The sequence below is a fragment of the Streptomyces sp. NPDC047974 genome (genome assembly GCF_040653375.1).
In the GTDB taxonomy this organism is placed as follows: domain Bacteria; phylum Actinomycetota; class Actinomycetes; order Streptomycetales; family Streptomycetaceae; genus Streptomyces.
Genome location: NZ_JBEZNU010000021.1, coordinates 114,524 through 141,466, shown reverse-complemented (window position 1 = coordinate 141,466; position 26,943 = coordinate 114,524). Strand labels below are relative to the sequence as shown.

Below are 26,943 nucleotides of genomic sequence, written 5' to 3'. Positions count from 1 at the left end.
AAGGTGCGGACGCTTCCTTCGTTCCTGTTTCCAGGCCCTCCGGGCGCTTCCTTCGTTTCCGACTCTATCAGATCTTTCCGATCCGATTTCCTCGGCGCTTTCCGGTCCCATTCGCTTTCGCTCCGGGCCCTTCCGGCGTTTCCGACTCTATCAGATCCTTTCGGCGTCTGATTCCCAGTCAGCGGGGTTTGTCTTCGCGGCTGTTGGGCCGTTCCGACGAGTGAGACATTAGCGGATTCCCCGGCCCCGAAGCGAATCGGGGCCTGCGTCCGAAGTTCGAACGCGGATTCCTCATTTCGCAAAAGCGCACGGAAAGCAGAACGGCACGACGAATCGCGGCCGTCAGGCTCAGTGGTTCTTGCGGAATCGCTGTCCGGGGCCGACCGGGGTCGGTGCTCACGTCGGACAACTCGGAGAACACTACGGACCGTGTAATCCCGTGTCAACCCCGGTCCTGGGGCGTACCCTCCCCGTATGACTACGCATGCGCACACCACTCAGTGGTGGGCCGCCTGACGGCGGCCCGTACTGACGCATGCACACGGCCGCCGACCCGGCGGCCGTTCGCGTATCCCCCTCCGGGAGCCGGGCCGTCGGGCCGGCACTGGACGGAGAAGGAGCGGAACGCGATGACGAGGATCTTCAGCGGGATCAAGCCGACGGGGCACCTGACGCTGGGCAACTACCTCGGGGCCGTACGGCGGTGGGTCGAGGTGGACCAGCACCGGGGCGAGGCGCTGTTCAGCGTGGTGGACCTGCACGCGCTGACGGTGGAGCACGATCCCGCGCGGGTGCGGCGGCTGAGCCGGCAGGCGGCGACGCTGCTGCTGGCCTCGGGGCTCGATCCGGAGCTGTGCACGCTGTTCGTGCAGAGCCACGTGGACGAGCACGCCCGGCTGTCGTACCTCCTGGAGTGCACGGCCACCGACGGCGAGCTGCGGCGGATGATCCAGTACAAGGAGAAGAGCGTGCAGGCCCGGGAGGCCGGGCAGGGGGTGCGGCTGTCGCTGCTCACCTATCCCGTGCTGATGGCGGCGGACATCCTGGCCTACGGGGCCGACGAGGTGCCGGTGGGTGAGGACCAGACGCAGCACGTGGAGCTGACGCGGGATCTGGCGGTGCGGTTCAACCAGCGGTACGGGCACACCTTCACCGTGCCGAGGGCGACGCGGCCGGCGGTGGCGGCGCGGGTGATGGACCTCCAGGACCCGACCTCGAAGATGGGGAAGTCGCACGAGAACGGGACGGGGATCGTCTATCTGCTCGACGACGCGGACACCGTGCGGCGGAAGGTCATGCGGGCGGTGACCGACAGCGGGCAGGAGGTCGCCTACGACCGGGGGCTCAGGCCGGGGATCACGAACCTGCTCGATCTGTTGGCGGCGGCCACGGACGGGGACCCGGAGGAGCTGGCCGGTGGGTACGCGTCGTACGGGGCGCTGAAGAAGGACACGGCGGACGCGGTCGTCGAGCTGCTGCGGCCGGTGCGGGAGCGGCATGCCGAGCTCGCGGCGGACCCCGCGTACGTGGACGGGGTGCTGCGGCGGGGGGCCGAGCGGGCGCGGGGGACGGCGCGGCCGCTGGTGGACCGGGCCTATCGGGCGATCGGGCTGCTGCCCGCCGTCTGACGGAAGGCGGTGCGGTAGTCGCGCGGGCTGGTGGCGAGGTGCGAGGCGAAGTGCTGGCGCATCGTGACCTCGCTGCCGAAGCCCGCGCGGCGGGCCACCTCGGGGAGGGGGTGGTCGGTGCGTTCGAGGAGTTTCCGGGCGGCGGCGACGCGCTGGGTGATGAGCCAGTGGAGGGGGGTCGTGCCGGTGGTGGCCTGGAAATGGCGGGCGAAGGAGCGGGGGGACATGCCGGCGTGCGCCGCCAGGCTCGCGACGGTGTGCGGCTGGTCGAGGTGGGCGAGCGCGTGGGCGCGTACGGCGGCGAGGGCGTCGGCGTCGCGGTCGGTCCTGGGGGTGGGGTGCTCGATGAACTGGGCCTGGGTGCCGGTGCGGAAGGGGGCGGTGACCATCGAACGGGCGACGGTGGCGGCGGCCTCGGCGCCGTGGGCCGTACGGACCAGGTGGAGGCAGAGGTCGATGCCGGCGGCGGTGCCGGCCGAGGTCCAGACGCCGGTGTCCTCGATGAAGAGCGCCCCGGGTTCGACGCGGACCTTCGGGTGGCGGGCGGCGAGGGTGTCGGCGAGGCGCCAGTGGGTGACCGCGCGGCGGCCGTCGAGGAGGCCGGCGCGGGCGAGGACGAAGGCGCCGGCGCAGAGGGAGGCGACGGGGACGCCGGCGGTGTGGGCGCGGCGGAGGGCGTCGAGCGCGGGGGCCGGGACGTCGGCGTCGGGGTCCTCGATGCCGGGGACGAGGACGAGGTCGGTGGGGGTGAGGGCGTCCAGCGAGCCGAGGGGGCGGTCGGGGGTGAGGCTCATGCCGCCGCGCAGGGGGATCGGGGTGTCCGGGTCGGCGGCGGTGCGGCGGAGGTCGAAGGCGGGGACGCCGTGGCCGGTGCGGTCGGTGCCCCAGACCTCGGTGACGACGGAGACGTCGAAGGCGCGGATGCCGGGGAAGGAGAGGAGGGCGATGCGCTGGGGGGCTGCCATGGGGTGGCAGTAAACCATCGATCACCGGCTTTCCCGCCTCTGGGGTCGGGGGCTCGTGCGCGGCAGCATCGTGGCCATGGAGATCGAGGAGAACGCAGCGCTGATCGTGGTCGACGTCCAGAAGGGCTTCGACGACGACGGGTTCTGGGGGCGTCGGGACAATCCGGAGGCGGAGGGGAACATGGCCGCCCTGATCGACCGGTGGCAGGCGACGGGCCGGCCGGTGGTGTTCGTGCGGCACGACTCGCGGCAGGCGGGGTCGCCGCTGGCGCGGGGGAGCGCGGGGAACGCGTTCAAGGACTTCGTCGAGGAGCGGCGGGGCCGGGGCACGGGGCCCGAGGTGCTGGTGACGAAGACGGTGAACTCCGCCTTCTACGGGGAGCCGGATCTGGACGCGTGGCTGAGGGGGGTCGCCTGCGGCGGAGCCGCTGATGGACGGCGTGCGCAGGTGGTGATCGTCGGGATCCAGACGAACATGTGCAACGAGACGACGGCGCGGATGGGCGGGAACCTCGGGTACGACGTGGTGTTCCCGCTGGACGCGATGCACACCTTCGACCTGGCCGGGCCGTTCGGGTGGACGGCGACGGCGGAGGAGCTGACCCGGGCGACGGCGGTGTCGCTGCACGGCGGGCGGTTCGCCCGGGTCGTGACGACGGCGGAGGTGCTGTCCGCCGCTTAGCCGTTGCCGGAGGCGAGCTCGCGGCTGCGGTCGCGGGCGGCTTCCAGGGCGGCGATGAGGGCGGCGCGGACGCCGTGGTTCTCCAGCTCGCGGATGGCGCTGATGGTGGTGCCGGCCGGGGAGGTGACGGCCTCGCGGAGCTTCACGGGGTGTTCGCCGCTGTCGCGGAGCATCACGGCGGCGCCGATGGCGGCCTGGACGATGAGGTCGTGGGCCTGGGCGCGGGGCAGGCCGAGGAGGATGCCGGCGTCGGTCATGGCCTCGACGAGGAAGTAGAAGTACGCGGGGCCGGAGCCGGAGAGGGCGGTGGCGGCGTCCTGCTGGGACTCGGGGACGCGGAGGGTCTTGCCGACGCCGCCGAAGATCTCCTCGGTGTGGGCGAGGTGGTCGGGGGTGGCGTGGCTGCCGCCGGAGATCACGGACATGCCCTCGTCGACGAGGACGGGCGTGTTGGGCATGACGCGGACGACGGGGGTGCCGGGGCTGAGCCGTTCCTCGATGAAGGAGGTGGGGATGCCGGCGGCGGCGCTGATGACGAGGCGGTCGGCGGCCACGTGGGGGCCGAGTTCGTCGAGGAGGCGGCCCATGTCCTGGGGCTTGACGGCCAGGATGAGGGTGTCGGCGCGCTTGGCGGCCTCGGCGTTGGTGACGGCCTCGACGCCGTAGCGGTCGCGGAGCTCCGCGGCGCGCTCGGTGCGGCGGGTGGTGACCAGCAGGTGGGCGGGGCGCCAGCCGGCTCGGATCATGCCGCTGAGGAGGGCTTCACCGATCTTGCCGGTGCCGAGGACTGCGACGGTCTGGGTCATGGCTCTGTTCACCTCGCCGGAGGGGGTACGTGCCGTCATCCTCGCACCGGCCGGGCGGCCGGTGCGCGGGGTGTCCGAGGGGCGGTCACGGGGTGCGGCGGCGGAGGGTGGCGGCGCCGAGGGCGAGGACGAGGACGGCGCAGCCGGCGACGACGAGCGCGTCGCGGACGAAGGCGGACGTCACGTCGGGGTGGCGGAGGACCTCGTTCATGCCGTCGACGGCGTACGACATGGGCAGGACGTTCGAGATCGCTTCGAGGGCGGGGGCCATCTTGTCGCGCGGGGTGAACAGGCCGCAGAGGAGGAGCTGGGGGAAGATCACGGCCGGCATGAACTGGACGGCCTGGAACTCGGAGGCGGCGAAGGCGGAGACGAAGAGGCCGAGGGCGGTGCCGAGGAGCGCGTCGAGGAGGGCGACCAGGAGGAGGAGCCAGGGGGAGCCGACGACGTCGAGGCCGAGGAAGCCGACGGCGAGGCCGGTGGCGAGGACGGACTGGACGACGGCGACGAGGCCGAAGGCGAGGGCGTAGCCGGCGATGAGGTCGGCCTTGCCCAGCGGCATGGCGAGGAGCCGTTCGAGGGTGCCGGAGGTGCGTTCGCGCAGGGTGGCGATGGAGGTCACCAGGAACATGGTGATGAGGGGGAAGATGCCGAGCAGCGAGGCGCCGATGTTGTCGAAGGTCTCCGGGCTGCCGTCGAAGACGTAGCGGAGCAGGAAGAGCATCAGGCAGGGGACGAGGAGCATCAGGGCGATCGAGCGCGGGTCGTGGCGGAGCTGGCGCAGGACGCGGGCCGCGGTGGCGAGGGTGCGGGCGGTGCTCATGGGCGGGGCTCCTCGTGGGCGGCCCGGGCGGCGCGGGCGACGGCGGTGTCGACCAGGTGGAGGAAGGCTTCTTCGACGGTGTCCGTGCCGCTCCGGCGGCGGAGGGCGTCGGGGCTGCCTTCGGCGAGGATCTCGCCCTCGCGCATGAGGAGGAGGCGGTGGCAGCGCTCGGCCTCGTCCATGACGTGGGAGGAGACCAGGAGGGTGGTGCCCCGGTCGGCGGCGAGGCGGTGGAAGAGGTCCCACAGGTCGCGGCGGAGGACGGGGTCGAGGCCGACGGTGGGTTCGTCGAGGACGAGCAGGTCGGGGCTGCCGAGGAGGGCGACGGCGAGGGAGACGCGGCTGCGCTGGCCGCCGGAGAGGCGTCCGGCGAGGTCGTCGGCGTGGTCGGTGAGGTCGACGTCGGCGAGGGCGGCCTCGACGGCGATGGCGCGGGCGGGGCGGTGGGCGCGGCCGGGGAGGAGGACGGCGGCGAAGTAGTCGAGGTTCTGCCGGACGGTGAGGTCGTCGTAGACGGAGGGGGCCTGGGTGACGTAGCCGATGCGGGGGCGGAGGTCCGGGTGTCCCGCGGGGGCGCCGAGGACGGTGAGGGTGCCGGTGACCTTGGCCTGGGTGCCGACGATCGTGCGCATGAGGGTGGTCTTGCCGCAGCCGGAGGGGCCGAGGAGGCCGGTGACGCGGCCGGCGGGGACGGTGAGGTCGAGGGCGCGCAGGACGGTGCGGTCGCCGCGTACGGCGGTGAGGCCGCGGGCGGTGACGGCGGGTTCCGGGTCGGGGGGTTCGGGTTCGGCGGGCACCCCGGAGTCGTAATTCATCATGTGATGAATAATGGGGACGGAAAAGCCCCCGCGTCAAGGATCGCGGGGGCCTGGGCCGGTGGTGGCGGCTGGTGGCGCGGGGAGCGCTGGGAGCGTCAGGAGCGCCGAGAGCCAGGAGCGCTAGGAGCGCTTGGGTTTCTTGCGGGCGGCCGGGTTGCCGGTGCGGGCGCCGCGGCGCTTCTCGTGGCGGGCGCGGGCGGTCTCGTACTCGGCGCGGCGGAGCTTCTCGCCGGGGGCCTCCACGAGGCAGCGCAGCGCGTAGGCGAGGAGCGTGCCGATGAAGCCGATGGCCTTGAGGCTCCGGAGGGAGTCCTCGCGGGCCTGGTCGGCGGGGCGGCGGCCGAAGCCCTCCCACGTCTTGGCGAAGGCGATCGCCGAGCAGATCGCGAACATCAGGATGACCAGGGTGTTCACCAGGCCGCCCACCGCCGCGACCTGGAGTCCCTGGTAGGCGAAGCGCAGCACGAAGGCGCCCGCGACGGCCGCGGCGAGCGCGCCGGCGGCGAGGCCGGCGCGCCGCAGTCCGTAGTGGGCACTGTGGTCGACCCAGGTGGTCCCGAAGAAACGGATCTCCTCGGGCCGGGGTCCGCTCGTGCCGGTTCCGGGGTGCTGCTTGTCCTCGCTCACGAGGTCGATTATCCCCGGTCCGGCGCTCCGACGGCCGAGGCGAAGGTCCTCAGGCGCAGCGCGGCGCGACGTAGTCGTCGCTGCCGGTCTTCACGTACGCGTCGGAGACGTACTGCCCCGGGGCGATGCTGTCCCAGAGGCGGGTGGTGCCGTACGGCCCCGTGACCCACTCGCCGGGCTTCTGGCAGTGGATCGGGACGGTCGCGCCCTCGGAGAGCACCCGGACCACCGGGTACTGGGTGCTCGGGCCGGAGCGGACGTTGACCCGGTAGCCCGGCGCGACCGGGTAGTACTTCACCGCCATGATGTTCTCCCCCTGGTTTCACTCTGTGCGACGCGCGCAGGCTAGCAAGCCCCACCGACATCACGGGGACCATCGACTAGGCTCCGTCGCGTCGCGCAGGTGCGCGCGGACGGACGGGGAACCACACGGGGGTGGGAGATGCCGCCGTTGAGCAGGACCGATGCCGACCGGGACCCAGGAGGTCCCGAGTACGCCGGGGAGTACCGGCTCCAGGCGGTGCTCGGCGCGGGCGGCATGGGCGTCGTCCACCTGGCCTCCTCGCCCTCCGGGCTGCGGCTCGCCGTGAAGGTGGTGCACGCGCGCTATGCCGAGGATCCCGACTTCCGGGCCCGCTTCCGGCAGGAGGTGGCCGCCGCCCGCCGGGTCAGCGGCGCCTTCACCGCGCCCGTCGTGGACGCCGACCCGGACGCCGAGCGCCCCTGGATGGCCACCCTCTACGTCCCCGGCCCCACCCTCGCCGACCAGGTCCGCCAGCGCGGGCCCCTCTCCCCCGCCGAGCTGCGCCGGCTGACCGCCGGGCTCGCCGAGGCGCTGCGCGACATCCACCGCGCCGGGGTGGTCCACCGGGACCTCAAGCCGAGCAACGTGCTGCTCACCGACACCGGGCCCAAGGTCATCGACTTCGGGATCTCCCGGCCGGTCGACAGCGATCTGCGCACGGAGACCGGGAAGCTGATCGGCTCGCCGCCGTTCATGGCGCCCGAGCAGTTCCAGCGGCCGCGCGAGGTCGGTCCCGCCGCCGACGTCTTCGCGCTCGGCTCGGTGCTGGTGCACGCGGCGACCGGGCACGGCCCCTTCGACTCGGACAGCCCGTACATCGTGGCCTACCAGGTGGTCCACGACGAGCCGGACCTCACCGGGGTGCCCGGCGAGCTCGCGCCGCTGGTCGCGCGCTGCCTGGCGAAGGAGCCGGCCGACCGGCCCACGCCGGCCCAGATCATGGCGGCCCTGCTCCCGCCCTCGTACGAGGCCGAGGCCTTCATACCGTCCCAGCGGCGGCGGCCCGTGCTGCCCGCCGACCCGTTCGCGCCCGGCGGGCCGGACGGGCCGGACGAGGCCGCGGCCCGGGGCCGTACCGAGGCCTCCGGCGCGACCACGACCCGGGCCGCCGCGCCCTCCCCGCCCGCACGGCGCCGGCGGGCACCGCTCGCCCCGCGGCTCACCGTCTCCGCCGTCGTCGTGCTCGTCCTCGCCGGCGCCGGGGCGTACGCGGCGCTGCGCCCGCCGGCCCGGCCCGCCGCCGAGGCGCCCGCCCACCCCGCCGAGGTGGCGACCGCCTTCGACGGCTGGCACACCCCGCTCCAGGAGCACGGCGGGACCGCGTCGCCGGCCTGCCTGCACGAGGCCGGCTCCCTCTACTGCACGGCCCGGGGCGTCACGCTCGCCCGGCTCGACCCGCGGACCGGCGAGGTGCTGTGGAAGCGGACCGGGCCGGTGGCGGCCGATCCGCCGCTCGCGCCGGTGCCGCTGGCGGGCGGGGCGGAGCCGCTGGTCGGCGTCGCGTCGGGCACCGGGCCGCTGCGCGCGCACGCCGTCGAGGACGGGGCCCCCGGCTGGACCGCGCGCGCGGACGTGCCCGAGACCTTCCGCCCGTCGGGCGGGGTGGTGGTCCTCACCGACGGCCACGGCGCGCTGCGCGCCGTCGACGCGCGGACCGGGGCCGGGCGGTGGGCCCACCGCCTGCCCGGCTTCGACAACCCCGTGCTCGGCGCCTACGACGCCCCGACCGGGCTCCTCACCGTCTCCGAGACGGCCGGGGACGGGCGGAGCAGCCGGATCGGCGCCCTGCTCCCGGCCACCGGCGAGCTGGTGTGGACCCGGGTGGTGCCCGGGGACTCCGCCCCGGTCGGCCGCACCGGCGACGGGACGCTGGTCCTCGCCTCGCGCTACCAGGGCGGTCTGGTCGACGCGCTGGTGCTGCTCGCGCCGGGCGATCCGGACGACCCGGGGAGCGGGCCGGACGCGGGCGCGGTGCGGCGGGTCGGGATCCACGAGCGGATGCTGCTCTCCGGGATCGCCGTACGGGGCTCGGTGGCGTATCTGCTCTCCCTGGACGGACGCCTGGTCGCCCTGGACACGGCGCCGGAGAAGGGCAGCCGGCGGTGGGACCTGGAGACCGGGGCCTCGAACGTCTCGGCGCCCGTCCTCGGCCCCGACGAGCGGCTCTACCTCTCCGCGGCGGACGGGCGGCTGTTCGCCGTGGACACCGCGCGCGGCGCGGTCGTCGGGCAGACCCGGCCGCGCCTGGAGAACGGGCGCCTCGGGTACGCGCCGCACGTGCCGGCGCCGCTGGTCGCCGGGGAGCGGGTCTTCGGGACGGCCCCGGACGGCTCGGTGTTCGCGGCGCACGCGCGCGTGGCGGAATCCTGGTAGCCCGCCCCCGCGCGGGCGTCAGCCGCAGTGTTCCCAGGGGCTGGTGTAGGTGTACGTGCCGACCCCGGCCTCGATCATGCCGCCCCAGCTGACGCAGCGGCCGGCGGCGTAGGCACGGACCGGGCCCGCGTAGGAGCCGTACAGGTCCTGGTCCTTGCGGGTGGTGGAGCCCTGCGGGGTGAGCCAGGCGCCGGTGGGCAGCCGGAAGCCGGCGGTGGCGTCGGTGTGCACGGTGACGACGCAGTTGTAGCCGGTGGCGGCGTTGTAGAGCAGGTGGACGCGGGCCAGGGCGGTGGTGGAGTTCCGCAGGGTCTCGACGTCGACCTGGGTGTAGCCGGAGCCGCAGATCGATGCCGGGGTGGCCGCGTGCGCCGGGCCGGCGGCGAGGGCGGCGAAGGCCGCGGTGGCCGTCGCGAGGACGGCGGAGCGTCGGACCGTGCGGCGTGCGGAGTCGCGCATGCGGATCCCCTCACTGGCAGACGTGGACATGACATCTCGTCGGGCGAGGCGTGAGCCTAACGCGGGCGCGCCCGCGCGGGGAGCGGGCTTTTCGGCCCACCCCGCGCGCGTGCGACGCGAAATCCCCCGTCACGCGCGCGTGACGGGGGATTTCGGGGAGGTACGGCGCCGATGGCGCGGGCCAGGGCCCGCAACGGGCCTCGACCTCGGTGCGTGCAACGGGGGCGGCACCGGAGCCTCGGTGGCGGCGGGCCGTGACCGGCCCGGCGGGCGGGCGGGGCTGCCGCCTGGCCGGGCCGGGAGGCAGCGCCGTCGGTCGAGCTCCGAGGCGCCGCTGCCGGCCGGGCTCCGAACGGCCGCCTCGGCCGGGCCGGGAGACAGAGCAGAAGCCGGGCAGGAAGGCAGCGCTGTCGGCCGGAGCTCCGAACGGCCGCCTCGGCCGGGCCGGGAGGCAGCGCAGAAGCCGGGCCGGGAGGCAGTGCCGTCGGCCCGGCTTCGGGAGGTCGGGTCAGCCGAGCTTCGAGACGTCGCGGACGGCGCCCTTGTCGGCGCTCGTCGCCATCGCCGCGTACGCGCGCAGGGCGGCCGAGACCTTGCGCTCGCGGTTCTTCGGCGCGTAGACGCCGCCGAGGGCCTCGCGGCGGGCGGCCAGGGTCGCGTCGTCGACGAGCAGCTCGATCGAGCGGTTCGGGATGTCGATGCGGATCCGGTCGCCGTCCTCGACCAGGGCGATGGTGCCGCCCGAGGCCGCCTCCGGGGAGGCGTGGCCGATCGAGAGGCCCGAGGTGCCGCCGGAGAAGCGGCCGTCGGTCACCAGGGCGCAGGTCTTGCCCAGGCCCCGGCCCTTGAGGAAGGAGGTCGGGTAGAGCATCTCCTGCATGCCGGGGCCGCCCTTGGGGCCCTCGTACCGGATGACGACCACGTCGCCGTCCTCGACCTGCTTGTTGAGGATCTTCTCGACGGCCTCCTCCTGCGACTCGCAGACGACGGCCGGGCCCTCGAAGGTCCAGATCGACTCGTCGACGCCCGCGGTCTTCACGACGCAGCCGTCGACGGCGAGGTTGCCGTGCAGGACGGCGAGGCCGCCGTCCTTCGAGTACGCGTGGGCGGCGTCGCGGATGCAGCCGCCGGCCGCGTCGGTGTCGAGGCTCGCCCAGCGCTCGGACTGGGAGAAGGCGGTCGCGGAGCGGACGCAGCCGGGGGCCGCGTGGAAGAGCTCGACGGCCACCTCGGTGGCCGCGCCGCCGCGCACGTCCCAGGCGTCCAGCCACTCCTTGATGGAGCGGGAGTGGACGGAGTGGACGTCCTCGTTGAGCAGGCCCGCGCGGTACAGCTCGCCGAGGATGGCCGGGATGCCGCCGGCCCGGTGCACGTCCTCCATGTAGTACGTGCGGTCCTTGGCGACGTTCGGGGCGACCTTGGCCAGGCAGGGGACGCGGCGGGAGACCTCGTCCATGTCCGGCAGGCCGTAGTCCAGCTCGGCCTCCTGGGCGGCGGCGAGCAGGTGCAGGATCGTGTTGGTCGAGCCGCCCATGGCGATGTCGAGGGCCATGGCGTTCTCGAACGCGGCGCGGGTCGCGATCGAGCGGGGCAGGACGGAGGCGTCGTCCTCGTCGTAGTACCGACGGGTGATGTCGACGACCGTGCGGGCGGCGTCCTCGTACAGCGCCCTGCGGGCGGTATGGGTGGCGAGGACGGAGCCGTTGCCCGGGAGGGAGAGGCCGATGGCCTCGGTCAGGCAGTTCATCGAGTTGGCGGTGAACATGCCGGAACAGGAGCCGCAGGTCGGGCAGGCGCTCTCCTCGATGCGGGCGATGTCCTCGTCCGAGATGTTCGGGTTCACCGCGTCGGAGATCGCGTCGACCAGGTCCAGCGTGCGGACCGAGCCGTCCACCAGGGTCGCGCGGCCGGACTCCATCGGGCCGCCGGAGACGAAGACCGTCGGGATGTTCAGGCGCAGGGCCGCCATCAGCATGCCGGGGGTGATCTTGTCGCAGTTGGAGATGCAGATCAGGGCGTCGGCGCAGTGCGCCTCGACCATGTACTCCACGCTGTCCGCGATCAGGTCGCGGGAGGGCAGGCTGTAGAGCATGCCGCCGTGGCCCATGGCGATGCCGTCGTCGACGGCGATCGTGTTGAACTCGCGGGCGATGCCGCCGGCCGCCGTGATGGCGTCGGAGACGATCCGGCCGACCGGCTGGAGGTGGGTGTGGCCCGGGACGAACTCGGTGAAGGAGTTCGCCACCGCGATGATCGGCTTCCGCCCGATGTCCGCGCCCGGTACACCGGAGGCGCGCATAAGGGCGCGGGCGCCCGCCATGTTGCGGCCGTGGGTGACAGTGCGGGACCTCAGCTCGGGCATCGTCGCTCGCTCCTCGTGATGGATGTGCTTCCTTCGAGCGTACGCCGACGCTCCAAGATCTGGACAGGCTGTCCGCTATACGGGACGGGATTCCACGGGGCGGTCAGGGTCGCGGGGTACGCGGACCGGGTCAGGCCTCCGTCAGGTACCGCTGGAGGGTGGGGGCGACCTCCGCCACGATCCTCTCCGGGTCCGCCGAGGCCAGCGGCTCCACCTGGAGGACGTACCGCAGGATCGCGATCCCGATCATCTGCGAGGCCGCCAGCTCGGCCCGGAACTTCGGGTCCGGTACGGCGAGACCGGAGGCGACGCGCTCCAGGAGCCGGCGCAGCACGAAGGTCCGCAGCACCTTCGCCGCCGCCTCGTGGGTCACCGCGGAGCGGATGACCGCGAGCAGAGGGGCGCGGGTCGCCGGGTTCTCCCAGACGCCGACGAAGAAGCGCGCGAGGCGCTCGCCGACCTCCTCGCGCGGGCCGTCGAGGAGGGCCGGGACGACGAGCGTCGGTTCGAAGGAGACCTCGATCGCCGCCGCGAAGACCTCGTCCTTGGTGCCGAAGTAGTGGTGCACGAGCGCCGGGTCGACCCCGGCGGCCTTGGCGATGCCGCGCACCGAGGTCTTGTCGTAGCCGCGCTCCGCGAACTGGGTCCTGGCCGCCGCCAGGATGCGCTCGCGCGCGCCGGGGGCGGTGTCGTCGGCGGCGGCGCGGGCCGGGCGGCCGCGGCGCCGGGGGGATTCCTCGCTCACGCGCGCGTGCCCCGGGTCGCCGAGGCGAGGTGGAGCCGGGCGAAGGCGAGCGCCTCGGCGAGGTCGGCCTCCCGTTCGGCGGCGGACATCGCGCGCCGGGTGTTGACCTCGATGACGACGTGCCCGTCGAAGCCGGAGACGGCCAGCCGCTCCAGGAGCTCGGCGCACGGCTGGGTGCCCCGGCCCGGCACCAGGTGCTCGTCCTTGGCGGAGCCGCGCCCGTCGGCGAGGTGCACGTGGCCGAGCCGGTCGCCCATGCGGTCGACCATCGCGAGGGTGTCGGTGCGGGCGGTCGCGGTGTGCGAGAGGTCGACCGTGAAGTGGCGGTAGTCGTCCTTGGTGACGTCCCACTCGGGGGCGTACGCGAGCATCTCGCGGTCCTTGTACCGCCACGGGTACATGTTCTCGACGGCGAAGCGGACGTCGGTCTCGTCGGCCATCCGCCAGATGCCGGTCACGAAGTCGCGGGCGTACTGGCGCTGCCAGCGGAACGGCGGATGGACGACGACGGTCGACGCGCCGAGCTTCTCGGCGGCCGCCTGGGCGCGCTGGAGCTTGACCCAGGGGTCGGTGGACCAGACCCGCTGGGTGATCAGCAGGCAGGGGGCGTGGACGGCGAGGATCGGCACCTGGTGGTAGTCGGAGAGCCGGCGCAGGGCCTCGATGTCCTGGCTGACCGGGTCGGTCCACACCATGACCTCGACGCCGTCGTACCCGAGGCGCGCGGCGACCTCGAAGGCCGTCGCCGTCGACTCCGGATAGACGGAGGCCGTCGACAGGGCGACCTTCGCATCCGGGACGCGCACCGCTGGTTCTGCCACGACAGACAGGGTACGGGGCGCACCTGGGCGCGGGAGGGTGGTTCCGGTCACCCCCCGCACGCCGCGGCGGCGCCCTTCGCGTACGCACGCGCGCGTGGCGCGGTCGTACGTCCCCGGGGCCTCAGGCGCCGGACAGGAGCTCCGGGAGGTGGTCGAGGCGGCGCAGGATCACGCCCTCGCGCAGCGCCCACGGGCAGATCTCCAGCTGCTCCACGCCGAGCAGGTCCATCGCGCCCTCGGCGACCAGGGCGCCGGCCAGGAGCTGGGCGGCGCGGCCCTCGGAGACGCCGGGCAGGGCGGCGCGCTCGCCGCCGGTCATGCCGGCGAGCCGGGGCACCCATTCCTCCAGGGAGGCGCGGGTCAGCAGCCGCTCCACGTAGAGGCCCTCGCCGGAGCCGGGGGCGCCGGCGATCCGGGCGAGCTGCTTGAAGGTCTTGGAGGTGGCGACGACGTGGTCGGGCTTCCCGAAGCGGCTGAACTCGCCGACCGTGCGGGCGATCTGGGCGCGGACGTGGCGGCGCAGCGCCTTGACGTCCTCGGTGTCGGGCGGGTCGCCGGGGAGCCAGCCGGCGGTGAGGCGGCCGGCGCCGAGCGGCAGGGAGACGGCCGCGTCGGGGTCCTCGTCGATGCCGTAGGCGACCTCCAGGGAGCCGCCGCCGATGTCGAGGAGGAGGAGCTTGCCGGCGGACCAGCCGAACCAGCGGCGGGCGGCGAGGAAGGTGAGGCGTGCCTCCTCCTCTCCGGTGAGGACCTGGAGGTCGACGCCGGTCTCGTCCTTGACGCGGGCGAGGACGGCGTCGGCGTTGCCGGCCTCGCGGACGGCGGAGGTCGCGAAGGGCAGCACCTCCTCGCAGCCCTTGTCCTCGGCGGCCTGGAGCGCGTCGCGGACGGTCGCGACGAGCCGCTCGACGCCGCTGGGCGCGATGGCGCCGCGGGCGTCGAGGAGTTCGGCGAGCCGCAGCTCCGCCTTGTGGGAGTGGGCGGGCAGCGGGCGGGCGCCGGGGTGGGCGTCCACCACGAGCAGGTGGACTGTGTTCGAACCGACGTCGAGGACTCCGAGTCTCATGGCGGAAACGCTACTGCGCCCACCCGCATACGCTTGGTGTCGTGCCAAAGACGAAAAAGGCGAAGCCGGGCAAAGACAGTGCCGCCGGCGGCGACGGTGCCGTGCGCGAGGAGCTCCCGCACGACGTGCGGGACGTGAAGTACGCGCAGAACGTGAAGGGCGAGAAGCCGCCCGTCAAGGGTGTGCGGAAGCAGCGCAAGGGCGAGGAGCCGGACGAGCAGGGGCTGGACTTCCCGCGCGCGTGGGTGGAGTTCGCCGACCCGGACGACGAGGAGCAGGTCTTCCGCTGTGACCTGACCTGGCTGACCTCGCGCTGGACCTGCATCTTCGGCAGCGGCTGCCAGGGCATCCAGGCGGGCCGGGCGGCGGACGGCTGCTGCACGCTCGGCGCCCACTTCTCCGACGAGGACGACGAGAAGCGGGTGGCGGAGCACGTGGCGCGGCTGACGCCGGAGCTGTGGCAGTTCCACGACGTCGGCAGCGAGACGGGGTGGACGCAGGTCGACGAGGACGGCGACCGGCAGACCCGCCGCTGGAAGGGCTCGTGCATCTTCCAGAACCGGCCGGGCTTCGCGGGCGGCGCGGGCTGCTCGCTGCACATCCTGGCCCTGAAGGAGGGCCGGGAGCCGCTGGAGACCAAGCCGGACGTGTGCTGGCAGCTGCCGGTGCGCCGGACGTACGACTGGATCGACCGGCCCGACGACACGCGCGTGCTCCAGGTGTCCATCGGCGAGTACGACCGCCGGGGCTGGGGTCCGGGCGGTCACGACCTGCACTGGTGGTGCACCTCGGCGACCTCCGCCCACGGCGGCGGGGAGCCGGTCTACGTCTCGTACCGGCCCGAGCTGATCGAGATGATGGGCAAGGACGCGTACGAGGTGCTGGTGGGGCTCTGCGAGGCGCGGCTCGCCTCGTCGCTGCCGATGGTGGCGCCGCACCCGGCCGACCCGGAGCGGTAGGGACCGGGGCTTTCAGGAGGAGGGCGCCGGGGCCGGTTCGTCCGTGGTCGGCGGGGGTGTCGGCTCCGTGGTGCCCGGGTCCGTCGTCGGCGGCGGGTCCGTGGTCGGCGGGGGTGTGGTCGGCTCGGTCGTCGGCGGCGGGGTCGTGGGCTCCGTCGTCGGCGGCGGGGTGGTGGGTTCCTCCGTGGCCGGCGGGGTCGTCGGCGGCGTCGTCGGCTCCGTCGGACCGGTCGGGCCGGTCGGCCGCGGGTCCACCGGGCCGGTCGTGGGCGGCGCGGTCGGCGGGGTCGTGGGCTCCGTGGTGACCGGCGGGGGCGGGATCACCCGGTCGTCGACCGGGGCGACGGGCCCCTGGCCGTCGATCCGCAGCACCGCTCCGGTGGGGTCGACGCCGATCCGGGCGCTCCAGGGGCCGCGCGGCTCCCGCGCCGGGTCGACGCGTACGGCGACGGTGACCGTGTCGCCCGGGGCGAGGGTGCCGGAGGCGCGGGTCACGTACAGCCAGGGCGCGTCCGTCCACAGCGACCAGTCGACCGGGGTGCCGCCCTGCCCGCCGAGCGTGATCAGGGTGACGCCGCCGACGCAGCGGGCGGTGACGCCGATCCAGCCCGGCGCCGCCTCGCCGGGGCGCGCGGGCGCGGCCGGGGCGGCGGTCCTGGCGGGGGTGACGACCTCGACGGAGACGGCGGGGGCCCGGCTGCCCCGGACGTGGCCGGGGGCGGGGGTCGCGCGGGCGTTCCCGGCGTTCTCGTACGCGTCGTGGGGACGGCCGTCGCCCGCCGCGTCCTCGCTCTCGCCGGCGCTGACCCGGGTGGCGTCCCTGCCCGCCTCCGCGCCCGCCGGGACGCCCCGGTAGGAGGTCCACAGGGCGAGCACGGGGGCGGCGACCACGGCGGCGACCACGGTGGTGGTGACCGCGCGGGCCCGCATCCGGTCGCGGCGGGCGACGACGTCCTTGGGGTCGATCGGGAAGCCGGTCGGGGCGAAGCGGGGGGCGCCGGCGCGCGCGCGTGGGACGTGCAGCATCGCCATGTACGCGGCGGCCCGGGGGGCCTCGACGAGCGCCGGGCCGTCCTGGAAGGGGCGCGGACCGGCACCGGGCCAGGGCGCGGCGGCGCCGACCCGCTCGGCGGCGCGGCGGCAGACCGGGCAGTCGTCGACGTGCCGGACGAGCTCGGCGCGCAGGGCCGCCGAGAGGATCACCCGCCGGTCGCCGGAGAGGAGGCGGGCGACGGTGGGGCAGCTGCCGGTGGAGACGACGGCGAGCGCGGCCCGGGTCCGCTCGACCTCGCAGGCGGCGGTGGCGAGGAGCTCGCGGGCGGCCTGCGGGTCGAGGGCGAGGACGGCCGCGACCTGCCGCGGGCTCAGCCCGTGCCGGACGGCCAGTTCGAGGGCCTCGCGCTGTTCGGGGGTGGTTCCGGCGGCCTCGGGCCAGGCGAGGGCGGCGAGTTCCGTGCGGCGGCGCTCGGCGGTCTCGGCGGAGACCGGCGGCGGCCCGGGCGGGGTGACGGCGGGGCGGCCGGTGTGCGCGCCCTGCCGCCGGCGGCGCTGCTCGCCGAGGCTGCGCAGACAGGCCCAGCGCGCCAGCGCGTACAGCCAGGCGACGCGGCCCTCCTCGTCGGAGGGGCAGCGGCCGTGGTGGCGTTCGGCGGCGGCGAGGACGTCGCCGAGGACGGCGGTGGCGGTGTCGTGGTCGCAGAGGACCGAGAGGCAGTACGTGAAGAGTCCGTCGAGGACGTCCTCGTAGCGGGCGGGGGGTCGCTGGCCGAGCGTGCGCGGTCCCTGCTGCGGGCCGCGGCGCGCCCGGTGGGCGCCCGGGGTGCGGGAGGATTCCAGCCTGCTGCTCGTCACTGGGCGACCGTAGGCGCGTCAGGGAGGACTCTTCATATCGGATCCGCTCTTCTCAGCCTTACGGGTGAAGCCATCACTCGAAAGGAGACAGGAGCAGGGTGGGAAGCTGCCACGGCGGCGGACCGGTGGCCGGATGGCGGCGGGGTTGTCCACAGGTCGTGGATATCCGTCCACAGGTCTGAAGCGGGCGGCGGTCCGCTGTCGGTGGCGGCGGCTACGGTGTGGGGCATGGCTGCCCGTACGAAATCCGCCAAGGACCGTCCGTCGTACCGCTGCACCGAGTGCGGCTGGCAGACGGCCAAATGGCTCGGCCGCTGCCCCGAGTGCCAGGCATGGGGGACGGTCGAGGAGTACGGCGCGCCCGCCGTCAGGACCACCGCCGCCGGCCGGGTCTCCACCGCCGCGCTCCCCATCGGACAGGTCGACGGCCGGCAGGCGACCGCCCGCTCCACCGGCGTCGACGAGCTGGACCGGGTCCTCGGCGGCGGCCTGGTGCCCGGCGCGGTCGTGCTGCTCGCCGGCGAGCCCGGCGTCGGCAAGTCGACGCTGCTCCTCGACGTGGCGGCGAAGGCGGCGAGCGACGCGCACCGCACGCTGTACGTGACGGGCGAGGAGTCCGCGAGCCAGGTCCGGCTCCGCGCCGACCGGATCAACGCGCTCAGCGACCACCTGTACCTGGCGGCGGAGACGGATCTGTCGGCGGTCCTCGGCCATCTGGACGAGGTGAAGCCCTCGCTGCTGGTCCTGGACTCGGTGCAGACCGTCGCCTCGCCGGAGATCGACGGCGCCCCCGGCGGCATGGCGCAGGTCCGCGAGGTCGCGGGCGCGCTGATCCGGGCCTCCAAGGAGCGCGGGATGTCCACGCTGCTCGTCGGCCACGTGACGAAGGACGGGGCGATCGCGGGCCCCCGGCTCCTGGAGCACCTGGTCGACGTCGTCCTGCACTTCGAGGGCGACCGGCACGCGCGCCTGCGGCTCGTCCGGGGCGTGAAGAACCGGTACGGGGCGACGGACGAGGTGGGCTGCTTCGAGCTGCACGACGAGGGGATCACGGGTCTCGCCGACCCGTCCGGGCTCTTCCTGACCCGCCGTGACGTGGCCGTGCCCGGCACCTGCCTCACGGTGACCCTGGAGGGCCGCCGGCCGCTGGTCGCCGAGGTGCAGGCGCTGACCGTGGACTCCCAGATCCCCTCGCCGCGCCGGACCACCTCCGGCCTGGAGACCTCCCGGGTCTCGATGATGCTGGCCGTCCTGGAGCAGCGGGGGCGGATCAGCGCGCTGGGGAAGCGGGACATCTACAGCGCCACCGTGGGCGGCGTGAAGCTCTCGGAGCCGGCCGCCGACCTGGCGATCGCGCTCGCCCTGGCCTCCGCCGCGAGCGACACCCCGCTGCCGAAGAACCTGGTCGCGATCGGCGAGGTCGGGCTCGCGGGCGAGGTGCGGCGGGTGACGGGCGTCCAGCGCCGCCTCGCCGAGGCCCACCGGCTCGGCTTCACCCACGCACTGGTCCCCGGGGACCCGGGCAAGGTGCCGCCCGGCATGAAGGTGACGGAAGTGGCCGACATGGGCGACGCCCTGCGGGTCCTGCCGCAGAGCCGCCGCGCGGCCCGGAAGACGGAGGAGGCGGCGGGCTGACCGCCGGAGGAGGCCGGGGACGCCGCCTTCCGGCCCGTGCCGGAGACCCTCGCGCGTACTCCGGTCGGGGTGCGGAGGGGTAGGCGGGGGGTCGAGCGGGTAGGGCGGATCGCGACCGGGCCGCCCCGGCGGGGCCCGTCCGGAGCACCCCGGACCGGCGTGCGGCCCAGGGCCGCGGGGTGGTGTCGCTAGACTTTGCCCTGGTCTCGCCCATCCGTACGAGCCGGAGGAGTGCAGTGGCAGCCAAGGACGGGGCAGCAGCTCCCGGGAAGTCCGGCGCGGGCTCCGGCAACGAAGCGCTGATGCGCGCGGCGCTGAGCGCGGTCGCGCCCGGCACCGCCCTGCGCGACGGCCTGGAGCGGATCCTCCGCGGGAACACCGGCGGTCTGATCGTCCTCGGCATGGACAAGACCGTCGATTCGATGTGCACCGGCGGTTTCGTGATCGACGTCGAGTTCGCCGCGACGCGCCTGCGCGAGCTGTGCAAGCTCGACGGCGCGCTCGTCCTCGACAAGGACATCACCAAGATCCACCGGGCCGGTGTGCAGCTGGTCCCGGACGCCTCCATCCCCACCGAGGAGACCGGAACCCGCCACCGCACCGCGGACCGGGTCTCCAAGCAGTGCAACTTCCCGGTCGTCTCCGTCTCCCAGTCGATGCGCCTGATCGCGCTCTACGTGAACGGCGAGCGCCGGGTGCTGGAGGAGTCGGCCGCCATCCTGTCCCGGGCCAACCAAGCGCTCGCGACCCTGGAGCGGTACAAGCTCCGCCTCGACGAGGTGGCCGGCACGCTCTCCGCCCTGGAGATCGAGGACCTGGTGACCGTCCGGGACGTCACCGCCGTCGCCCAGCGCCTGGAGATGGTCCGCCGGATCGCCACCGAGATCGCGGAGTACGTGGTCGAGCTCGGCACCGACGGCCGGCTGCTCTCGCTCCAGCTCGACGAGCTGATCGCGGGCGTGGAGCCGGAGCGCGAGCTGGTCATCCGCGACTACGTGCCGGAGCCGACGGCGAAGCGTTCCCGCACGGTCGCGGAGGCGCTGACCGAGCTGGACGCGCTCTCCCACACCGAGCTCCTCGAACTGCCCGTCGTCGCACGGGCCCTGGGCTACAGCGGCTCCCCCGAGACGCTCGACTCGGCGGTCTCGCCGCGCGGCTACCGGCTCCTGGCCAAGGTGCCGCGCCTGCCCGGCGCGATCATCGAACGCCTGGTGGAGCACTTCGGCGGGCTGCAGAAGCTGCTCGCGGCGAGCGTGGACGACCTCCAGACCGTGGACGGCGTCGGCGAGGCCCGCGCCCGCAGCGTCCGCGAGGGCCTGTCGCGGCTCGCGGAGTCGTCGATCCTGGAGCGGTACGTCTGACGCTTCGAGCGGTACACCCGAAACGGCGGGCGCCTCGGCGCCCGCCGTTTCGGCGTCCGCGGCCGGCGGCCGCCCGGTCCTCGGCCGGTCAGTCCTTCGCGAGGCTGAACGGCGTCGCGACCGTCCGGCCGCCCGCCACGGTCGCCTCGGCCAGGTAGTTGCCCGGGCCGGCCGAGCCCGCGGGGGCGGTGGCGCACTGCGGGGCGCTGCGCAGGAGGTCCCACTCCACGGTGTGGGTGATCGTGGCGCCCGCGGGGAGCCTCAGCAGCACCGGGTCGGCGGGCCGCGGGCAGTCGTCGGAGGACCAGAGGCGGTCGCTCTGCGGGTTGCTGATCTTCAGCACGGCGGCACGGGGGCCGACGTCGGCCTTGCAGTCGGCGTCCGAGGTGTTCTTGAGGACCAGGTGGAAGCGGGGCCTCTCGCCGGGCTCGTACGTGAGCTTGACGCTGCGCAGCGTCAACTCCAGGGATCCGGCAGGGCAGTTCGGGAGCGGGGAGTCGGCCGGGAGGCGCTGCCCCGCGCCGGTCCCGGCCCCGCCGTCGCCACCCGCGCCGTCGGTGTCGCCGTTCTTGCCCGCCGTACCGGACGCGGCCTCGCCGTCACCGGATCCCGAGCCCGCGTCCGTACCGGAACCGCCGTCCGAACCGGAGCCGCCGTCCGCGCCTTCGCCGTCGCCGGAACCCGCGCCGTCGCCCGTACCGGACTCGCCCGCGCCTGCGGAGTCTCCCGACTCGTCGCGCCCGCCCGGCTGTTGACTGATGGCGGGGCCGGTGCCGCCCGGACCCGGGGTGATGGAGGGCGCGGGGGCCGCGCCGTTGGCGGCGTCGTTCGTCTTCTTCCCGTCGCCGTCACCGGAGGCGACGGCCCACAGGGTCAGCAGGGCGAGGAGCGCGATCAGGCACAGCGCGACCGCCCTCCGTCGCCAGTAGATGGTGGAGGGAAGCGGCCCGACCGGATTGCGCAAAGATCCCACGCCCCGAACCTTACGAGAGATCCCGCCCAACTCCCGCCCCACCCGCCGCCCGAGAGCCCAAGTTTTGCCGATGATCACATCCTCCGGGAACGGGAACTCTCCACGCGGCGGCCGGAAATCACCGCTCTCACCACCCATCCCCCACTTTCGTCAGGGGTCGGCCCGTCCCTTGGCCCGGGGCACGACGGTCCGGATTCCGGTTAGCGTCATGTCCCATGGAAACCCTCCTCGACCTCTCCGACCGTCTCTACCTCGACGTCCTCGACTTCGCGCACTCCACACCGCACTGGTTCCAGTGGCTCGCCGAAGTGTGGACGGAGCTCGGACTGCTGCTCTTCGGCGCGCTGTTCCTGGCCGGCTGGTGGCGCTCGCGGACCGGGTCGAGCGGGGCGATGGCGGTCGCCTTCCTCGCCCCGCTCGCCACCGCCTTCGGTTACGTGGTGAGCGAGGCGCTGAAGTCGCTGATCGACGAGGAACGCCCGTGCCGGGCCGTCGCCGGGGCACCCGCCGCGCTCATCGACTGCCCCGTGTACGGCGACTGGTCCTTCCCGAGCAACCACTCCGCGATCGCCGGCGCCGCCGCGGTCGCGCTCGCCCTCTCCTGGCGCGGGATCGTCTGGCTGACCGTGCCGATGGCGATCCTCATGGCCTTCTCCCGCGTCTTCGTCGGCGTCCACTACCCGCACGACGTGACCGCGGGCCTGCTCCTCGGCGGCCTGGTCGCCTTCCTCTTCATGCGGGCCGCGCGCCGGCCGATGACGGCGCTGGTGGAGACCGCCCGGTCCAGCCGGAGCGCGGCGGTCGTGTGGTGCGCGGGGCGGGGGCCCGCGACCCCGGCGCACGCCTCCGCGCGCCCCGAGCGCCGCTCTCGCGCACGCCACGGCGCGTACTGATCGTCTCCGGGACGTGCCAGGATCGGGGGTGCCATGACTTCCATCGATGCCCCCGCCTCCCTGTCCTTCCCCGCCGCCTCCCGCGCCGCCGCCGGTACGGATCCGTCGGGCGCCCGTACGGCCCCGCCCGGCAGCGGAACCGGTCCCGGCACCGGCACGGCGTCGGCCGTCGTCGACCCGGCCGAGCTGCACGGGCCGGTCCTCGCCTGGTTCGACCGGCACGCCCGTGACCTGCCCTGGCGCCGCCCCGAGGCCGGTGCCTGGGGCGTCATGGTCAGCGAGTTCATGCTCCAGCAGACGCCCGTCGTGCGGGTGCTGCCGGTGTACGAGCAGTGGCTGGCGCGCTGGCCGCGCCCGGCCGACCTGGCCGCCGAGCCACCCGGCGAGGCCGTCCGCGCCTGGGGCCGGCTCGGCTACCCGCGCCGGGCCCTGCGGCTGCACGCGGCGGCCGTGGCGATAAGGGACCGGCACCGCGGCAACGTGCCCAGCGACCACGGGCAGCTCCTCGCGCTCCCCGGCATCGGCGAGTACACCGCCGCCGCCGTGGCCTCCTTCGCGTACGGGCAGCGGCACGCGGTCCTCGACACCAATGTGCGCCGGGTCCTCGCCCGCGCGGCGAGCGGCGTCCAGTACCCGCCGAACGCCACCACCGCGGCCGAGCGGCGCCTCGCCCGCGAGCTCCTCCCCGACGACGAGTCCACCGCCGCCCGCTGGGCCGCCGCCTCCATGGAGCTGGGCGCCCTGGTCTGCACGGCGAAGAACGAGGACTGCGGGCGCTGCCCGGTCTCGGACCGCTGCGCCTGGCTGCTCGCCGGCAAGCCGGCCCACGACGGGCCGCCCCGCCGCGGCCAGACCTACGCGGGCACCGACCGGCAGGTCCGCGGCCGGCTCCTCGCCGTGCTCCGTGATGCCCCCGGCCCCGTCCCGCAGTCCGCGCTCGACGCGGTCTGGGACGAGCCGGTGCAGCGCGGCCGCGCCCTGGACGGCCTGGTCTCGGACGGTCTGGTGGAGCCGCTGGACGGCGGCCGGTACCGACTTCCGCTGACCTGAGCCACCCCGCGGCCGCCTCCCCGAAACGCCCGCCCGGCGGCCGCTGTTACACAACCGATGGGTAGCCGTGCGTCCACCGACGGCTGCCTCGCACAGGCCCGTGACAAGCGCTCCGTAGCGTCGTCGACGACACGGAGGACAAGCAGGTCACGGGGATGTGGAGGCAGCCGGGATGAGCCAGGGCGAGGTGCTCGACTTCGAGGAGTACGTCCGCACGCGGCAGGACGCGCTGCTGCGCAGCGCGCGCCGGCTCGTCCCGGATCCGGTCGACGCGCAGGACCTGCTCCAGACCGCGCTGGTCCGTACGTACGGCCGCTGGGACGGGATCGCAGACAAGTCGCTGGCCGACGCGTACCTGCGCCGGGTCATGATCAACACGCGGACGGAGTGGTGGCGGGCGCGCCGCCTCGAAGAGGTCCCGACCGAGCAGCTGCCGGACGCGCGCGTGGAGGACGCGACCGAGCAGCACGCCGACCGGGCCCTGCTCATGGACGTCCTGAAGGTGCTCGCGCCCAAGCAGCGCAGCGTCGTGGTGCTGCGGCACTGGGAGCAGATGAGCACGGAGGAGACCGCGGCGGCCCTCGGCATGTCGACGGGTACGGTGAAGTCGACGCTCCACCGCGCGCTCGCCCGGCTCCGCCAGGAGCTGGAGAGCCGCGACCTGAACGCCCGCGCCCTGGGGCGGCCCGTGGAGCGGACCGGTGGACAGCGGCCGGCCACGGCGGCCGTGCGAGGTGACGAGGGAGGACGCGAGCGGTGCGCGGCCTAGACGACGGCGACGTCGACGGCGTCAGAACCCACGACGTCGGAACCCACGACGGCCGTCCCCATGACGGCAGGACCGGCGCCGGCAGGACCGGCGCCGGTTCCGGCGGTGGGGCGGCGCGGGCGGTGGGTCCCAAGGCGGCGGGTGTCACGGCGATGGCCGGGCTCGCCGCCCTCGGCCTGTTCGTGGCCGCGTGCTCCACGGGCGGCACCGGCTCCCGTGACGAGGGCGCGGCGCGCGCCGACGCGACGGCCGCCGCCGCCCCCACGCCGTCCGCCGCCGCCTCGGGCTCCGGTGCCGACCCGGGCGCGGGCGCGGCGAAGGCGGCGCCCCGGGTGGACCCGGTGGCGCTCCTCAAGGGCGACCCGAAGATCGGGGCGCGGGTGAAGGCCGACCTGAAGCCGTGCGTGGCCGACGCGTACCCGGTGGACACCTCGTACGGCAATCTCACCGACGGCTCCGTGCCGGACGTCGTGGTCAACGTGATGACCTGCGGCGACGCGGTCGGGATCGGTACGTACGTGTACCGCGGCAAGCCCGGCGGGGGCACCGGCGCCGACGGCTACGAGAACGTCTTCATGGCCGAGGACGCGGCGGTCTACGGCACCATCGACCGCGGCGACCTGATCGTCACGAAGCAGGTGTACGCGGAGGGCGACCCGGTCGCCTACCCGTCGGGCGAGGACGTGATCACGTACCGCTGGTCGGGGAAGAGGTTCGCCCAGCACGACTGGGTGCACAACGACTACAGCCGCGGCGTCGGCGAGGGCGGCGACGGGACCGGCGAGGCGCCGGAGCCGGTGCCCAGCGCGTCCGCCGCCGGCTGACCGGCGCCCCTCCCCCGCCTCCCCGTCCCCCCTCCCGCCGTTCCGCCGTTCCGTCCCACCCACCACCCGCGAAGGACCCGCACGATGGCCGAGACCCATGTCCTGTTCGTCGAGGACGACGACGTCATCCGTGAGGCCACCCAGCTCGCCCTGGAGCGGGACGGCTTCCGCGTCACCGCGATGCCCGACGGGCTCTCCGGCCTGGACGCCTTCCGCGCCCACCGGCCGGACATCGCGCTCCTCGACGTGATGCTGCCGGGCATGGACGGGGTCAGCCTCTGCCGCCGCATCCGCGACGAGTCGACCGTTCCGGTGATCATGCTGTCGGCGCGCGCCGACTCCATCGACGTCGTCCTCGGCCTGGAGGCCGGGGCGGACGACTACGTCACCAAGCCCTTCGACGGCTCCGTGCTGATGGCCCGCATCCGTGCCGTGCTGCGCCGCTTCGGCCACGCGGCCGGCAACGGCGCGGGCGACGCGGACGGGGCGGCGGCCGGCGACGGCGGGCCGCTGGTCTTCGGCGACGGGGACCTGGAGGTCGACACCGAGGGCATGGAGGTGCGCCGGGGCGGTACGCCGGTGGCGCTGACGCCGACCGAGATGCGGCTGCTCCTGGAGTTCTCCTCGGCACCGAACACCGTGCTCTCCCGCGACAAGCTCCTGGAGCGGGTCTGGGACTACGGCTGGGGCGGCGACACCCGGGTGGTCGACGTCCATGTGCAGCGGCTGCGCGCCAAGATCGGCCAGGACCGGATCGAGACGGTCCGCGGCTTCGGCTACAAGCTCAGGGGCTGATCGGTGAGAGCGCTTCCGCTCCGCACCGGCGTCCGCTGGAAGATCGCCCTGGCCATCGCGGCGGTCGGCGCGCTGATCGCGGTCACCCTCAGCGTGGTCGTGCACAACGCCGCCCGGATCTCGATGCTCGACAACGCGCGCGAGGTGCAGATGGAGCGGCTGCTCTTCGCCCAGCGCCTGTACGAGACCTCCAAGCCGAAGGAGCCGCGCTTCGGCGCCAAGATCAACGACCCGGCCCTGCCGGACCAGCTCGACCAGCTGATGCGGGACCAGCGGCGGGGCACGTACGTGCAGGAGCACCGGCACGGCGGGCCGCCGGACGTGTGGGCGGCGGTTCCGCTGGCCAACGGCGACGTGCTCTCGCTGCACATCCCCTTCGCCGACCGCAGCGCCACGATCATGAAGGACCTCGACCGGGCGCTGGTCATCGGCTCGGTCTCGGTGGTCTTCGGCGGCTGCGCGCTCGGCATCCTCGTCGGCGGGCAGCTGTCCCGGCGGCTGCGGAAGGCCGCGGCGGCGGCCGGGCGGGTCGCCCAGGGCAACGGCGACGTCCGGGTCCGGGACGCCGTCGGCGGAGTCGTACGCGACGAGACCGACGACCTGGCGTGGGCGATCGACTCGCTCACCGACGCGCTGAACGAGCGGATCGAGGCCGAGCGGCGGGTCACCGCGGACATCGCGCACGAGCTGCGCACCCCGGTCACCGGGCTGCTGACGGCGGCCGAGCTGCTGCCGCCGGGCCGCCCGACCGAGCTGGTGCGGGACCGGGCGCAGGCGATGCGGACGCTGGTCGAGGACGTCCTGGAGGTGGCCCGGCTCGACGGGGCCTCGGAGCGGGCGGAGCTCCAGGAGATCGCGCTCGGCGAGTTCGTGGACCGGCGGGTGCGGTCGATGTTCCCGGACGCCGAGGTCCGGGTGGTCCACGAGTCCTGGGTGTCGACCGACCCGCGCCGCCTGGAGCGGATCCTCGGCAACCTGCTGGCGAACGCGGCCAAGCACGGCAAGGGTCCGGTGGAGGTCACCGTCGAGGGCCGGGTGGTGCGCGTACGGGACCACGGCCCCGGCTTCCCCGAGGCGCTGCTCCGCGAGGGCCCGAGCCGCTTCCGTACGGGCACGAGCGACCGCGCGGGCCAGGGCCACGGCCTGGGCCTGACGATCGCGGCCGGTCAGGCGCGGGTCCTCGGCGCCCGGCTGACCTTCCGGAACGTCGCCTCGGAGGGCTCGCCGGAGGGTGTCGGCGGGGCGGTCGCGGTGCTGTGGCTGCCGGACCACGCGCCGACGAACACGGGCAGCTTCCCGATCCTGCGGCTGCCGGAGTAGACGGGGGTACGCGCGCGTGGGGCCCGGATTCGAG

The 26,943-nt window shown here is 74.5% G+C and carries 25 protein-coding genes; 12 read left to right on the top strand and 13 right to left on the bottom strand.

Annotation, left to right across the window (positions count from 1 at the left end):
* Positions 1–629 precede the first annotated feature (629 nt).
* A complete protein-coding gene (gene trpS, locus AB0E19_RS27020; protein WP_362184773.1) occupies positions 630–1,628 on the top strand; it encodes a tryptophan--tRNA ligase in 999 nt (332 codons plus the stop codon).
* Here the strand turns inward: trpS and AB0E19_RS27015 are convergent.
* Positions 1,595–2,593: a helix-turn-helix domain-containing protein gene (locus tag AB0E19_RS27015; RefSeq protein WP_362184772.1), complete on the bottom strand. Its 999-nt coding sequence runs from the start codon at positions 2,591–2,593 to the stop codon at positions 1,595–1,597. The genes trpS and AB0E19_RS27015 overlap by 34 nt on opposite strands.
* 76 nt (positions 2,594–2,669) lie before the next feature.
* Here AB0E19_RS27015 and AB0E19_RS27010 point away from each other — a divergent pair, with 76 nt between their 5' ends.
* Positions 2,670–3,275 (top strand): cysteine hydrolase family protein, encoded by a 606-nt coding sequence (locus tag AB0E19_RS27010; RefSeq protein WP_362184771.1) that lies wholly within the window; start codon positions 2,670–2,672, stop codon positions 3,273–3,275.
* Here AB0E19_RS27010 and proC read toward each other — a convergent pair.
* The 5 genes from proC to AB0E19_RS26985 form a co-directional block, all read right to left on the bottom strand.
* Complete coding sequence (gene proC, locus AB0E19_RS27005; RefSeq protein ID WP_362184770.1) at positions 3,272–4,081, bottom strand: pyrroline-5-carboxylate reductase; 810 nt, start codon at positions 4,079–4,081, stop codon at positions 3,272–3,274. The genes AB0E19_RS27010 and proC overlap by 4 nt on opposite strands.
* An 85-nt stretch (positions 4,082–4,166) precedes the next feature.
* On the bottom strand, positions 4,167–4,904 hold the full coding sequence (locus AB0E19_RS27000) for an ABC transporter permease (protein ID WP_360602300.1): 738 nt from the start codon (positions 4,902–4,904) through the stop codon (positions 4,167–4,169).
* Positions 4,901–5,722, bottom strand: coding sequence for an ABC transporter ATP-binding protein (locus tag AB0E19_RS26995; protein ID WP_362184769.1), 822 nt, complete (start codon positions 5,720–5,722; stop codon positions 4,901–4,903). Before AB0E19_RS26995 ends, AB0E19_RS27000 begins: the two co-directional genes overlap by 4 nt.
* A gap of 120 nt (positions 5,723–5,842) precedes the next feature.
* On the bottom strand, positions 5,843–6,349 hold the full coding sequence (locus AB0E19_RS26990) for a hypothetical protein (protein WP_362184768.1): 507 nt from the start codon (positions 6,347–6,349) through the stop codon (positions 5,843–5,845).
* A gap of 49 nt (positions 6,350–6,398) precedes the next feature.
* Positions 6,399–6,653 (bottom strand): SH3 domain-containing protein, encoded by a 255-nt coding sequence (locus AB0E19_RS26985; protein ID WP_360602306.1) that lies wholly within the window; start codon positions 6,651–6,653, stop codon positions 6,399–6,401.
* A gap of 138 nt (positions 6,654–6,791) precedes the next feature.
* On the opposite strand from AB0E19_RS26985, the gene AB0E19_RS26980 reads away from it, so the two are divergent.
* Entirely contained in the window at positions 6,792–9,026 is a 2,235-nt protein-coding gene (locus AB0E19_RS26980) for a serine/threonine-protein kinase (RefSeq protein ID WP_362184767.1), read from the top strand.
* Between the two features lie 18 nt (positions 9,027–9,044).
* Here the strand turns inward: AB0E19_RS26980 and AB0E19_RS26975 are convergent, their stop codons facing one another.
* The 5 genes from AB0E19_RS26975 to AB0E19_RS26955 form a co-directional block, all read right to left on the bottom strand.
* Positions 9,045–9,485, bottom strand: coding sequence for an acetyltransferase (locus tag AB0E19_RS26975; protein ID WP_362184766.1), 441 nt, complete (start codon positions 9,483–9,485; stop codon positions 9,045–9,047).
* 508 nt (positions 9,486–9,993) lie between these two features.
* On the bottom strand, positions 9,994–11,847 hold the full coding sequence (ilvD, locus tag AB0E19_RS26970; RefSeq protein ID WP_362184765.1) for a dihydroxy-acid dehydratase: 1,854 nt from the start codon (positions 11,845–11,847) through the stop codon (positions 9,994–9,996).
* Between the two features lie 130 nt (positions 11,848–11,977).
* Positions 11,978–12,592, bottom strand: a complete 615-nt coding sequence (locus AB0E19_RS26965) for a TetR family transcriptional regulator (protein WP_362184764.1) — start codon at positions 12,590–12,592, stop codon at positions 11,978–11,980.
* Complete coding sequence (locus AB0E19_RS26960) at positions 12,589–13,413, bottom strand: sugar phosphate isomerase/epimerase (RefSeq protein ID WP_362184763.1); 825 nt, start codon at positions 13,411–13,413, stop codon at positions 12,589–12,591. The genes AB0E19_RS26965 and AB0E19_RS26960 overlap by 4 nt, the downstream gene beginning before the upstream one ends.
* 121 nt (positions 13,414–13,534) lie before the next feature.
* Positions 13,535–14,479, bottom strand: a complete 945-nt coding sequence (locus tag AB0E19_RS26955) for a Ppx/GppA phosphatase family protein (protein ID WP_360602318.1) — start codon at positions 14,477–14,479, stop codon at positions 13,535–13,537.
* Positions 14,480–14,631: 152 nt separating this feature from the next.
* Here AB0E19_RS26955 and AB0E19_RS26950 point away from each other — a divergent pair, with 152 nt between their 5' ends.
* Positions 14,632–15,438 carry a hypothetical protein gene (locus AB0E19_RS26950; protein WP_362184782.1) on the top strand — a complete coding sequence of 269 codons (807 nt, stop codon included), beginning with the start codon at positions 14,632–14,634 and terminating at the stop codon, positions 15,436–15,438.
* Positions 15,439–15,450: 12 nt separating this feature from the next.
* Here AB0E19_RS26950 and AB0E19_RS26945 read toward each other — a convergent pair whose 3' ends face one another.
* Entirely contained in the window at positions 15,451–17,289 is a 1,839-nt protein-coding gene (locus AB0E19_RS26945) for a hypothetical protein (RefSeq protein WP_362184762.1), read from the bottom strand.
* Between the two features lie 228 nt (positions 17,290–17,517).
* Between AB0E19_RS26945 and radA the strand changes: the two genes are divergently transcribed.
* Together radA and disA are read left to right on the top strand one after the other, a co-directional pair.
* Entirely contained in the window at positions 17,518–18,924 is a 1,407-nt protein-coding gene (gene radA, locus AB0E19_RS26940; protein WP_362184761.1) for a DNA repair protein RadA, read from the top strand.
* A gap of 236 nt (positions 18,925–19,160) precedes the next feature.
* On the top strand, positions 19,161–20,285 hold the full coding sequence (gene disA, locus AB0E19_RS26935) for a DNA integrity scanning diadenylate cyclase DisA (protein WP_030497825.1): 1,125 nt from the start codon (positions 19,161–19,163) through the stop codon (positions 20,283–20,285).
* A gap of 88 nt (positions 20,286–20,373) precedes the next feature.
* On the opposite strand, the gene AB0E19_RS26930 is transcribed toward disA, so the two are convergent.
* Positions 20,374–21,258 carry a hypothetical protein gene (locus AB0E19_RS26930; RefSeq protein WP_362184760.1) on the bottom strand — a complete coding sequence of 295 codons (885 nt, stop codon included), beginning with the start codon at positions 21,256–21,258 and terminating at the stop codon, positions 20,374–20,376.
* 215 nt (positions 21,259–21,473) lie between these two features.
* On the opposite strand from AB0E19_RS26930, the gene AB0E19_RS26925 reads away from it, so the two are divergent.
* The 6 genes from AB0E19_RS26925 (at position 21,474) to cseC (ending at position 26,909) form a co-directional block, all read left to right on the top strand.
* A complete protein-coding gene (locus AB0E19_RS26925) occupies positions 21,474–22,151 on the top strand; it encodes a phosphatase PAP2 family protein (RefSeq protein WP_362184759.1) in 678 nt (225 codons plus the stop codon).
* Positions 22,152–22,184: 33 nt separating this feature from the next.
* Positions 22,185–23,201 carry an A/G-specific adenine glycosylase gene (locus AB0E19_RS26920; protein WP_362184758.1) on the top strand — a complete coding sequence of 339 codons (1,017 nt, stop codon included), beginning with the start codon at positions 22,185–22,187 and terminating at the stop codon, positions 23,199–23,201.
* 172 nt (positions 23,202–23,373) lie between these two features.
* Entirely contained in the window at positions 23,374–23,970 is a 597-nt protein-coding gene (locus AB0E19_RS26915) for a SigE family RNA polymerase sigma factor (RefSeq protein WP_362184757.1), read from the top strand.
* Positions 23,971–24,092: 122 nt separating this feature from the next.
* Positions 24,093–24,794 carry a hypothetical protein gene (locus AB0E19_RS26910; protein ID WP_362184781.1) on the top strand — a complete coding sequence of 234 codons (702 nt, stop codon included), beginning with the start codon at positions 24,093–24,095 and terminating at the stop codon, positions 24,792–24,794.
* Between the two features lie 84 nt (positions 24,795–24,878).
* Positions 24,879–25,589: a two-component system response regulator CseB gene (gene cseB, locus AB0E19_RS26905; protein ID WP_360602335.1), complete on the top strand. Its 711-nt coding sequence runs from the start codon at positions 24,879–24,881 to the stop codon at positions 25,587–25,589.
* Between the two features lie 3 nt (positions 25,590–25,592).
* Positions 25,593–26,909: a two-component system sensor histidine kinase CseC gene (gene cseC, locus AB0E19_RS26900; protein ID WP_362184756.1), complete on the top strand. Its 1,317-nt coding sequence runs from the start codon at positions 25,593–25,595 to the stop codon at positions 26,907–26,909.
* Positions 26,910–26,943: the final 34 nt, after the last annotated feature.